This is a genomic window from Nocardiopsis sp. TNDT3 (assembly GCF_003427465.1).
GTDB classification, from domain to species: domain Bacteria; phylum Actinomycetota; class Actinomycetes; order Streptosporangiales; family Streptosporangiaceae; genus Nocardiopsis; species Nocardiopsis dassonvillei.
The window spans coordinates 1-10602 of sequence record NZ_QPFC01000557.1; the positions used below are offsets into that span (position 1 = coordinate 1).

General features: G+C 73.5%; 9 protein-coding genes and 1 pseudogene. 5 read left to right on the forward strand and 5 right to left on the reverse strand.

What is annotated here, in order from left to right; all coding sequences use genetic code 11:
- Both DQW06_RS14365 and DQW06_RS14370 read right to left on the reverse strand, forming a co-directional pair.
- A pseudogene (locus tag DQW06_RS14365) lies at nucleotides 1-712 on the reverse strand (hypothetical protein); the annotation flags it as partial.
- 353 nt (nucleotides 713-1065) lie between these two features.
- A complete protein-coding gene (locus DQW06_RS14370; protein WP_013155740.1) occupies nucleotides 1066-2046 on the reverse strand; it encodes a hypothetical protein in 981 nt (326 codons plus the stop codon).
- 313 nt (nucleotides 2047-2359) lie between these two features.
- Between DQW06_RS14370 and DQW06_RS14375 the strand changes: the two genes are divergently transcribed.
- A complete protein-coding gene (locus DQW06_RS14375; RefSeq protein WP_117198635.1) occupies nucleotides 2360-4105 on the forward strand; it encodes a GAF domain-containing sensor histidine kinase in 1746 nt (581 codons plus the stop codon).
- Nucleotides 4106-4240: 135 nt separating this feature from the next.
- Here DQW06_RS14375 and DQW06_RS14380 read toward each other — a convergent pair whose 3' ends face one another.
- From DQW06_RS14380 to DQW06_RS14390, 3 genes are all read right to left on the reverse strand, one after another.
- Complete coding sequence (locus DQW06_RS14380) at nucleotides 4241-4912, reverse strand: response regulator transcription factor (protein ID WP_013155741.1); 672 nt, start codon at nucleotides 4910-4912, stop codon at nucleotides 4241-4243.
- 208 nt (nucleotides 4913-5120) lie between these two features.
- Nucleotides 5121-6635, reverse strand: a complete 1515-nt coding sequence (locus DQW06_RS14385) for an amidase (protein WP_117198637.1) — start codon at nucleotides 6633-6635, stop codon at nucleotides 5121-5123.
- Between the two features lie 29 nt (nucleotides 6636-6664).
- Complete coding sequence (locus DQW06_RS14390) at nucleotides 6665-7684, reverse strand: D-2-hydroxyacid dehydrogenase (protein WP_071623079.1); 1020 nt, start codon at nucleotides 7682-7684, stop codon at nucleotides 6665-6667.
- Between the two features lie 302 nt (nucleotides 7685-7986).
- On the opposite strand from DQW06_RS14390, the gene DQW06_RS14395 reads away from it, so the two are divergent.
- The 4 genes from DQW06_RS14395 to DQW06_RS14410 all read left to right on the forward strand — a co-directional run.
- Nucleotides 7987-8469 (forward strand): DUF3830 family protein, encoded by a 483-nt coding sequence (locus tag DQW06_RS14395; RefSeq protein WP_013155744.1) that lies wholly within the window; start codon nucleotides 7987-7989, stop codon nucleotides 8467-8469.
- Nucleotides 8470-8585: 116 nt separating this feature from the next.
- Complete coding sequence (locus DQW06_RS14400; RefSeq protein WP_013155745.1) at nucleotides 8586-9386, forward strand: Asp/Glu/hydantoin racemase; 801 nt, start codon at nucleotides 8586-8588, stop codon at nucleotides 9384-9386.
- A gap of 30 nt (nucleotides 9387-9416) precedes the next feature.
- A complete protein-coding gene (locus DQW06_RS14405) occupies nucleotides 9417-10169 on the forward strand; it encodes a maleate cis-trans isomerase (RefSeq protein ID WP_117198639.1) in 753 nt (250 codons plus the stop codon).
- A gap of 54 nt (nucleotides 10170-10223) precedes the next feature.
- Nucleotides 10224-10602: GntR family transcriptional regulator (locus DQW06_RS14410; protein ID WP_157983442.1), on the forward strand; the 379-nt coding region annotated here is incomplete at its 3' end.

The window sequence follows — 10602 nt, forward strand, 5'->3', positions numbered from 1 at the left end:
GCCCCGTGGAACCGCCGCCCAGCAGACCGGACAGCGGGTCGCCCGACACCGGACCCGAGGCCAACTGCTCCGTGGAGGCGTGGCTCAGCGGCAGCGTACTGCCGCCGGTGTCCAGGCCCACGCCTTCGAGCAGGTCGGTTCCCCCCAGCAGTGTGGACAGCGGGTCGCCCGACACCGGCCCCGAGGCCAACTGCTCCGTGGAGGCGTGCGACAGCGGCAGGGTGCCGCCGCCCGCCCCGCCACCGACACCGCCGAGCAGGCCGCCCAGGAGGTCCGTACCGCCCAGCAGACCGGACAGCGGGTCACCCGACACCGGGCTCGCGGTGCCCGACAGGGGCAGCGTCTCGCTGACGGTGTCCAGCTCCAGCGGACCGACGTTGGTGGCGTTCTCCTCCCCCGCCCGGATCGGGGTGTCGGTGGAGACGGCGTTCCCGGCGACCGGGCCGAGGGGCTGGTCCGGGGCGGACTGGCGACGCACGTCGGGCTGGGCGGAGATCTGACCGGGCTCGACCTTGACCAGCTCGCCCAGGGGCGTGGAGACGCCCTCCGTCAGCGGCGCCGGAACCTGGCTGCCCAGGTCGTTCAGCGCGAGCCCGTCCGTGGCGCCGCCGAGGACGTCGGCCCCGGCGATCCCGGCGCCGAGGGCGACGAAACCCGCGGTGCTGGCGGCCACCAGCAGGGTCCTGGCAGAGGTGCGAGCGGTGTTGAACATGTCGTGTGTCCTTCCGGAATGTGGTCTGTGGCTCTCGCGTGGACGGCGTTCGTGTGCGCTTCCCGCCGTCCGACGGTTCCGCTCCCCTGGCCGGGGGGAGGGGTTCCGCTCTGGTCCGGGCTTTCCGGTGGGAGAACCCGCCGCGCCTGGAGGGAGCGGTGCGGCTCTACCGGTCATCAGTCGTGGATCTGGCTGGCCACTGACTGACGTGAACCTCGCCGTCGAGGTGCGCGGCTCACGTCAACCCCCAGAGGAGTCCGGTTCCTCACCCACCGTGATCGGTCGGAGGCGCTGCGGCTCTGGGAAGGGGCGTGCCAGGAGGGGTCGCTGGGCGACCGGCTGGAAGGGGGCCGCTAGTCGGGCGAGAAGGTCGGCTCGTCCGCGGACTCGGCGGGGACCGCGAGCAGGACGCGCCGGGCGGCCTGGAGCTGGCCGGGCGCCGGTGCCGGGGCACCGGTGGTGGTCAGGTAGCCCGCGACGGCGGGGACGCCGATGGGAGCGCCCTGGGCGGAGCCCGAGGCGGAGCCGTTCAGCCCGGAGGGCGTGGCGACCGGGTCGGAGACCAGGCGCGCGGGAGCGTTCTCCGCGGCCGGGTCGGCGTGCGCCCGGACGGCGCCCGCGGTGGCTCCGGTGACGGCCGGGACGAAGTGCGTGACGACCTCGGCGGGGACGGGCGGTACCGCGGACCCGCTCCCGGTTCCGGTCCGCTCGTCCGTGTCGGCCGGGGTCGCGGACGGATCCTGCGTCCGCGGCTCGGTGCCGGAGGCGTCGTCCTCGTCGAGGTACTCCTCGACCGGCTCGGTCACCCCGTGCACGGTGTCGCGGATCTGCCGGGCCACCTCGGGGGTCTCGGGCACGTCGCCGCGGGAGACCCCGGCGGACCCGTCGAGGACCATCCGCGTGGTGTTCTCCCCGACCGCGGACACGGCGCCGACCAGCGGGTCGTTGATCCTGGCGGTCATCGGGACGGAGGCGCCGGCGTCCGGGCGGTCCCCGGAGTCGGAGCCGCCCGCGTCCGTCCGCGCGGCGCCGGCCTGCCCGGAGCCGTTCCGGCCCGGGCCTTCGCGACCGTGAGCGGCCCGCTCCGCCTCCGGCCGCTCCGCGACCGCCTGTGCGGCGGGTGCCCGCACGCTCGCGGCGACGGAGGCGGCCTGGTGCACGAGGGTGCCGGTCGCCCCCTCCTCCTGCGCCCGCACGGGGTCGGAGGCCGTCAGCCACGCGGTGACCACGAGGCCGCAGACCAGGGCTGCGAGCAGCAGCGCCCGCCGCACCGGCGCGGGGAGCACGGCGGAACGGGCGCCGGCGGCGCTCGTGAGACCGTGGACTCCAGACACCGGGGGTTCCTCTCCACCGTGGGGCGAGAACCGACACGCGGGGGCGGTCGGGGCCGGTCGCGCCGCACCGGGCGGCGCCTTCCAGCCGGGGGACGGGAGGTCACAAGGGCCTCGTCGCGTCCGCTGATCGCGACGTTAGCATGAATTAGACGACCGGAACCCCGAATCCACAGGAATTCCCGCCCATCCGGAACCGGCCCCTGAACAGCAAGATGTGGCAAACCGGGGAAAAACCAACGACAATTCGACTATTACGCCCGAGGAAACGCGCATTGCCACAACGCCGACCGGCTCTGCGGAGGTTGACGGACACATGACTGAGATCCCCCAGAGCTCCTCCCTGTCCCCCCACAGCGTGGACGAACTGCTGGACGAGGTGCGCTCACTGGACCCGCGCATGTCCGCGCACGGCCGGGTGCACTCGCTGCTCCAGGCCGTCCTGGCCATCGGCGGTGACCTCGACCTGGCGACCGTGCTGCGCAGACTGACCGAGGCGGCGGCACAGCTGACCGGCGCCCGGTACGCGGGCCTGGGAGTGATGGACGAGGACGGGGGCTTCAGCGAGTTCATCCCCGTGGGCCTGAGCGAGGAACAGGCCCGGCGCATCACCGGCTTCCCCCACGGCAAGGGCGTCCTGGGCGTGCCCCTGAACGAGCGCGCGTCACTGCGCCTGGCCGACCTGCGCGAGCACCCCGACTTCGAGGGCTTCCCCGAGGGCCACCCGCACATGGGCAGCTTCCTCGGCGTCCCCATCCAGGTGCGCGACGAGGTCTTCGGCAACCTCTACCTCACCGAGAAGGCCCGGGGCGCGGAGTTCGACGAGGACGACGAGGCGGTGGTGACCGCGCTGGCCACCGCCGCGGGCATGGCCATCGAGAACGCGCGCCTGTACGAGGAGGCGCGGCTGCGCGAGCGGTGGCTGGCCGCGTCCACCGAGGTCACCACCCGCCTGCTGTCGGGCGCCGACACCTCCGAGGTGCTCGCCCACATGGCCGCGCAGGCCCGGGAGATCGGCGGCGCGGACACGGCCGTGATCATGCTCCCCGACCCCCGCGCCCGGGGGCACCTGTTCGCGGAGATCGCGGACGGGCCCATCGCCCAGGAGATCCTGGGGACGCCGGTGGAGATCCACGGCTCCGCGTGCGGGTGGGTGTACGAGTCGGGAGAGGCCCTGAGCGTCCCCGACCTGAGCCGGGCGAACTGCCCCATGCTCGCCCATCGCGGTTACGCCTCGGGCCTGGTGGTGCCCCTGGGCACCCCGGGGAACACGCGCGGGGTACTGCTCCTGGGCAAGCTGTCCGACCGCGCCCCGTTCACCGCGGCGGTACGCCGCATGCTGCACGGGTTCTCGGTGCAGGCGGCGGTGGCCCTGGAGCTGGCCGAGGCGCGGCGCGACACCGAGCGCCTGGCGGTGCTGGAGGAACGCGACCGGATCGCCAAGGACCTGCACGACGTGGTGATCCAGCGCCTGTTCGCCTCGGCGATGACGCTGATGAGCACGCTGCGGCTGATCACCTCACCCGAGGCCGAGGAGCGGGTGCAGCGGACCATCGACGAACTCGACGGAACCATCCGCGAGATCCGCTCGACGATCTTCGCGCTCCAGAACCCGCCGAGCCGCAGGGACACGTCGCTGCGCGGGCGCATCCTGAAACTGGCCGAGAACACCGCGCACAGCCTGGGGTGCCACCCCGGGGTGAGCCTGGACGGGCCGATCGACGCGTCCGTGCCCGACGACATCGGCGAGCAGCTGCTCGCGGTGCTCGGCGAGGGACTGACCAACGTGGCGCGGCACGCGCGCGCGACGGAGGTGCACGTGTCGGTGGCGGTGGAGGAGGCCGCGCACACCGGGCGCCCCACCACCCTGACCCTGACGGTGACCGACAACGGCGTGGGCCTGCCCGAGCACGGACGGCGCAGCGGTCTGCGCAACCTGGAGCAGCGGGCCAAGGCCCTGGGCGGCGGTTTCACCGCGCGCGGGAGTGAGGGCGGGGGCACGGTGCTGGTGTGGCGGGTGCCCCTGCGAGACGACGCCGTTCCGCCCCCGGACAGTTTCTGAGGGATCCGGTCCCACGGTCCCCGAGCCACCGCGCGGTCGCCGGGGCCCGTGGGACCACCAGGGCTGCGGAGACCATCGGGACCGCCGTGACCGGCCCGGTGGCCCGTCCCGCCGGGGCGGGCCGGGCAGCCGTGGTCAGTACCGGCGGCCGCGCAGTTCGGCGACGAGCACGGCGGCCTGCGTGCGGCGCTTGAGGTCCAGTTTGGACAGCAGGGCGGACACGTAGTTCTTGACGGTCTTCTCCGCCAGGTACAGGCGCTCGCCGATCTGCCGGTTGGTCATCCCCTCGCCGATGAGGTCGAGGATCTGCCGCTCCTGCGGGGTCAGCTCGGCCAGCGGGTCCGGCTCGGCCTGGGCGCCGCGCAGCCGCTCCAGCATCGCGCCGGTGCTGCCCGAGTCCAGCAGCGAGCCGCCCGAGGCCACCGTGCGAACCGCCCCGACCAGGTCGGCGCCGTGGATCTGTTTGAGCACGTACCCGGCCGCTCCGGCCATGACGGCGTCGTACAGGGCGTCCTCGTCGGCGAACGAGGTCAGCATCAGGCAGGCGATCTCGGGGTGGTCCGAGCGGATCTCCCGGCACACCTGCACGCCCGACCCGCCCGGCAGCCGCACGTCCAGGACCGCGACGTCGGGCAGCACCACGGGGATCCGCGACAGCGCCTGTTCGGCCGTCCCGGCCTCACCGACGACGGTCATGTCGTCCTCGGTCTCCAGCAGGGCGGCCACCCCCCGGCGGACCACCTCGTGGTCGTCCACCAGGAACACCCTGATCCGCTTGCGAACGCCCTCGGCTCCACCACCCGGCATCGGCCCATCCTCATCCCTGCGTCACCGCGATCAGACACCGCTCCGATGAAGACGGTAATACGTGCGGAGGCCCGCGCGCGGGCCCTTAGGCACCGAACTCCTCGGACGAAGGTCCTACAAACGGACAATTCTCCTCATCTTCGGAGCAAAGCACCTGATCGCAGCGGGTGTGCGCATGATTCCCACGAGCCACGGAACCTCTCGGAATTCACGGCCTCCGGTCCGCCCAGGGACGGGCGAGCTCGAACGCGCGGCAGGCCGCCAGCACCCGGGCGTCGGCGTGCCGGGGCCCGACCGCCTGGAGGCCCACCGGCAGCCCCGCCGCCGTGAAACCGCACGGCACGCTCGCCGCGGGCTGCTGGGTCATGTTGAACGGGTAGCTGAACCCCGCCCACGAGGTCCACCGCTCCCCCGCCAGCCGCGGCGGCGACTCCAACCCCGCCTCGAACGCCGCGATCGGCATCGACGGAGTGAGCAGCAGGTCGTAGGCGTCGTGGAAGCGGCCCATCCGGGCGCCCATCTCCATCCGCAGCGCCATCGCGGTCAGGTAGTCCTGGGCCGAGTAGGTCAGCCCCTCCTCGACGATCTCCCGCAGGCCGGGGTCGAGCAGGTCCCGCTGGCGGTCCGTGAGCCGGTCCGTGGCCTTGGCCGCACCGGAGTACCACAGCACGTGGAACTCCTCCCGGGAGTCGGGCAGACCGGGGTCGGCCTCCTCCACCCGGGCGCCCAGCGCCTCGAACACGGCCACCGCGTCGGCGACCGCCGCGGCCACCTCCGGGTCCACGTCCAGACCGCCCAGGGTGGGGCTGTAGGCGATCCGCATGCCCCGCACCAGCCGCTCGGCGTCGGTGCGCAGGCGCACGTCGCCGAGGCCGGGCGCGGGCGCCGCCAGCGCGGCCCAGTCGCGCGCGTCGGGCTGGGCCATGACCTCCAGCATCAGCGCCATGTCACCCACCGTGCGGGCCAGCGGCCCGGTGTGCGCGAGCGACCCGAAGGGGCTGGCCGGGTAGTGCGGCACCAGGCCCCACGTGGGCTTGATCCCGCACACGCCGGTGAAGCTGGCCGGGATGCGGATCGAACCGCCCCCGTCGGTCCCGGTGGACAGCGGGGCCATCCCGGCCGCGACGGCCGCCGCGGACCCGCCGCTGGAGCCGCCCGGCGTGGTGGACAGGTCCCACGGGTTGCGGGTGACGCCGGTGAGCGGGCCGTCGGTGACGCCCTTCCACGCCAGCTCGGGCGTGGTCGTCTTGCCGACGAACACCGCGCCGCTCTCGCGCAGCCGGGCCACCGCCGGGGAGTCCTCGTCCCACGGACCCTCCTGGGAGCTGGTGACCGAGCCCTTCAGGGTGGGCCACCCGCGGGTGAGGTGGACGTCCTTGACCGAGACCGGCACCCCGTCCAGGGCCCCGGAGGGCTCGCCGCGCCGCCACCGCTCGGCGGAGGCGCGGGCGGCCTCGCGGGCCTCGTCCGGGCGCACCAGGCAGAACGCGTTGAGCGCCGGGTTGTCCCGCTCGATGCGCTCCAGCACGGAGTCGACGGCCTCCACCGGGGAGAGCTCCCCGGCGGCGTAGGCCGCGAGCAGCCGCTCGGCGGACAGGTCGGCCGGTGCGGAGGGCCCGCCGGCGCGCGCCTGCGGAACCGCGGCCGCTCCCGGGGCGCCCTCGGCCGCGCCGACGTCCGCGTTCGCGTCCTCGGTCCCGGCCCGGTCGGAACGGATCGTCACTTCAGCCTCCCGTGTCACGCCATCAGGGGTCAGCCGGGCACGTAGCCGCGGCTCTTGTCGACCACGTTGAGCAGTTCCCGCCCGTCCAGGTAACGGGCGAGGTTGTCGAGGAACAGGTCCATGAGGTCATCGCGCCAGCCGACGACGTCGCCCGACATGTGCGGCGAGACCACCGACCCGGGCAGCCCCCACAGCGGGGAGACCGCCTTGAGGGGCTCGTCCTCGAACACGTCCAGTGCGGCGCCCGCGATGACGCGGTGCTCCAGGGCCGCGGCCAGGTCGGCCTCGACCACGATGGGTCCGCGCGCCACGTTGACCAGTCGCGCGGTGGGTTTCATCAGCCCCAGGAAGCGGCGGTCGACCAGTCCCCGGGTGGCGTCGGTGAGCGGGGCGGCGATCACCACGTAGTCGGCCTCGGGGAGTTCGCCGGCCAGGGTCGGGGCGCCGTCGGCGCCGCGTTCGGCCAGGCTGGACTCGACCACGGTGCCGAAGTCGGGGTCGCCTTCCCGCGCGCGGCTGCCGGAGGCGCGCACGCGCATGCCCACGGCCGTCAGCTTGCGGGCGATGTGGCGGCCGATCGGCCCGGTCCCGACCACGAGGGCCCGCCTGCCGGACACGCGCTCGGTCTCCCTGTGCTCCCAGCGGTGCTCGCGCTGGTGCTCCCAGGTCTGCTGGAAGCCCTTGGCGAAGGCGATGACCTGGCCGAGCACGTACTCGGCGATGGGCTCGTCGAAGACCCCGCGCGAGTTGGTGACCACCGCCGGGCTCTCCACCAGGCCGGGGAACATGAGGTTGTCCACCCCGGCGGTGGCGGCGTGCACCCAGGACAGGGAGTCGGCCTTGGGCCAGGCGGAGGCCAGCGCCTCGGTGAACAGGTCCCACACCAGCAGCGCGTGCGCCCCGGGCAGCCTGGCGGGAAGCTCGTCGGCGGTGGTGTAGACGACCTCGCCGAGGCGGGGATGGTCGTCCATCCGCTCGCGGCCGGGCGGGAGGTCGTCTCCGTGGAGGACGAGGAGTCTCGGTCGGTCGGGCGGGATGAGGCTGTTCACGGGCGTGCACTCTCCGGTTGGCGACGGTGGTTCAGAGAGGTCGTCGGGGACGGATCGCCCTGCACGGGAAACGCTAGGGAGCCCACATAGGATTGTCAACAATCCTCAAATCGACTGTTCCCCCCGAAACCCGGGCCTCCCCCACCACCTCTGACCTGCCCGGGATACCCACTCGCACCGGGGTTATTGCCGCATCCGGGTTGTGGACCCTAGGATTGTCAACAATCAACAGCCCCGGCGCCGGGGGTGTTCCCGCAGGTCCCGCTGCCCGACGTCGAAGGGACTACCCGTTGCCCCGGTACATGACCATCACCCTGCCCAGGCGCGGGGTCTCCTGCGTCGCCGAACTCCTGGACAAGGACGCGCCCCGCACCTGTGAGGCGGTCTGGAACGCCCTGCCGCAGGGCGACGCGGTCCAGCACGCCAAGTACGCGCGCAACGAGGTCTACACGATGGTGCCGCGGTTCGCCGAGGACGAGCCCGGCCAGGAGAACCCCACCGTCACCCCGATCCCCGGCGACGTCGTCTACTTCTCCTTCGACGGGGGCATGCTCGACCGCGCCTTCAAGGAGGACAAGGGGATCGGCCACCTGCCCGGGGTCATCGACCTCGCCCTCTTCTACGGGCGCAACAACCTGCTCCTCAACGGCGACGTCGGCTGGGTGCCCGGCAACGTCTTCGCCACCGTCGTCGAGAACCTGCCCGCCATGGCCGAGGCCTGCAACGACGTCTGGCGCTCGGGCAGCGTCGGTGAGCGGCTGGTGTACGAGCGCCTGGAGCGCTGACCGGCCCGCGGGCCACCACGACCGCGCCCACGGGCGGCCCTCGGGCCCCCGGCGCGGAGCGACCGCGTCCCCGCGGGGACGGCAACGACAACACACATCCGGGAGGTGAGTGACCGATGCGGACCGACGGAGAGCACACGAACGGCACCGGCGCGCAGCAGCAGGTCGTCGAACTGGCCGCGAGCACGCGGACGCCGTGGCAGGCGGGAGTCGGCGTCATCGCGCCCTACGACTTCGCGCTCGACCGCGAACTCTGGCGCTGGACGCCCGACGACGTCTCACTGCACGTCACGCGGTTGCCGTACGTACACGTACCGGTGACGGTCGACCAGGCCGCCGCCCTGTGCCGTGAGGAGCACGTGGCCCCGGCGGTCCGCGCGCTGCTCGCCCCCGAGCCCCTGGCCATCGGGTACGCGTGCGCCTCGGGCAGCTTCGTGCACGGCGCCCGGGGCGAGCGGCGCCTGCACGGGGCCATGGTGGACGCCGGGGCGCCCGCCGCCGTCACCACGTCCGGGGCGCTGGTCCAGGCCCTGGAGGCGCTCGGCGCCGACCGGATCGCCGTCGTCACGCCCTACGTGGACAGCGTGACCGACCGGCTCCTGGCCTACCTCGCCGAGCACCGCGTCGCCGTGACCTCCAGCGTGGGGCTGGGCCTGCTCAGCCACATCTGGCGGGTGACCTACGCCGAGGTGTCCGAGGCGGTGCACTCGGTGGACCGCCCCGACGCCCAGGCCGTGTTCATCAGCTGCACCAACGTGCTCACCTACGACATCATCGCGCCCCTGGAACGCGAGCTGGGCAAACCGGTGATCGCGGCCAACCAGGTGACCATGTGGGCCGTGATGAGGGCCGCGGGCCGCCAGGCCGTGGCCCACGGACAGAGCCTGATCGACGTCGCCGCACCGAGTGCCGCGTGATGCGCGGGACGTGACGCAAAGGAGGGCCACATGACCCGCGTCGGATTCCTCTACCCCGGGTTCAGCGCCGAGGACGACTACAAGGCCTTCGAGGGCCTGCTCGGAGGGGGCGTCGAACTCCCCGTGGTGCACACGCTCATGCGCGAGGACGCCCACCGCGTGGACGCCCTGCTCGACGTCGGCGGCGAGGACGTGCTCGCCAGGGGCGCTCAGGAACTGGCCATGATGGAGGTGGAGGCCGCGGTGTGGGCCTGCACCAGCGGCAGCTTCGTGTTCGGCTGGGAGGGCGCCCGCAGGCAGGTCGAGGGGGTGCGCCAGCACGCGGGCGCTCCGTCGTCGAGCACCTCGTTCGCCTTCGTGCACGCGCTGAGCCAGCTGCGCGTCTCGCGGGTGGCGATCGCCGCCACCTACCCCGACGACGTCGCCCAGAGGTTCGTGGAGTTCCTCACCGAGGCGGGGGTGACCGTGCTGTCGCTGGCCAGCCACGGCATCGCCACCGCCGCCGAGGTCGGCGACCTGGACCCCGACGACGTCCTGGACTTCGTCATCTCCAACGACCACCAGCGCGCCGAGGCCGTCCTGGTGCCGGACACCGCCCTGCACAGCGCCCACCTCATCGAACCCCTGGAGGCGCTGCTCGGCAAGACCGTGCTCACCGCCAACCAGGTGAGCGTGTGGGAGGGTCTGCGCCTGGCGGGGGCGACCGCGGGCCGGGGCTCCGGACCGGGCATGCTGTTCCGCTCGGGTTCGGCCGCGGTCAACAGCGTCCTGGCGCCCCGTTAACCTCGACGACGCGCCCGCCGCGCGTCCCGTCCCCGATCCGAGAGGAGGGCGGCCATGCCCGCCCCAGGCCAGCTCAGACCCGTGCCCCGGCGTTCCACCGCCGAACTGATCGCCGACCAGCTGCGGTCCGCGATCATGTACGGCTCGCTCGCGCCGGGTGACCAGCTCGGCGAGTCCGAGCTGGCGGGTCAGCTCGGGGTGAGCCGCGGCCCCCTGAGAGAGGCGATGCAGCGCCTGGTGCAGGAGGGGCTGCTGCGCAGCGAACGGCACAGGGGGCTGTTCGTGCGCGAACTCACGCCCGCGGACGTGCGCGACGTCTACGTGGCCCGGCTCGCCGTCGAGCGGACCGCGTGCGAGCTGATCATGCGCGGCAACCGGGGCGAGGCCGTCGCCCGCCTCACCCCGGCCGTGGAGCGGCTCGCCGCCGCGGCGG

Coding starts and splice junctions, on each gene's coding strand:
- DQW06_RS14380 (WP_013155741.1), bottom strand. CDS start 4,912: ATGCCGGGTGGTGGAGCCGAGGGCGTTCGCAAGCGGATCAGGGTGTTC.
- DQW06_RS14395 (WP_013155744.1), top strand. CDS start 7,987: ATGACCATCACCCTGCCCAGGCGCGGGGTCTCCTGCGTCGCCGAACTC.
- DQW06_RS14400 (WP_013155745.1), top strand. CDS start 8,586: ATGCGGACCGACGGAGAGCACACGAACGGCACCGGCGCGCAGCAGCAG.
- DQW06_RS14375 (WP_117198635.1), top strand. CDS start 2,360: ATGACTGAGATCCCCCAGAGCTCCTCCCTGTCCCCCCACAGCGTGGAC.
- DQW06_RS14405 (WP_117198639.1), top strand. CDS start 9,417: ATGACCCGCGTCGGATTCCTCTACCCCGGGTTCAGCGCCGAGGACGAC.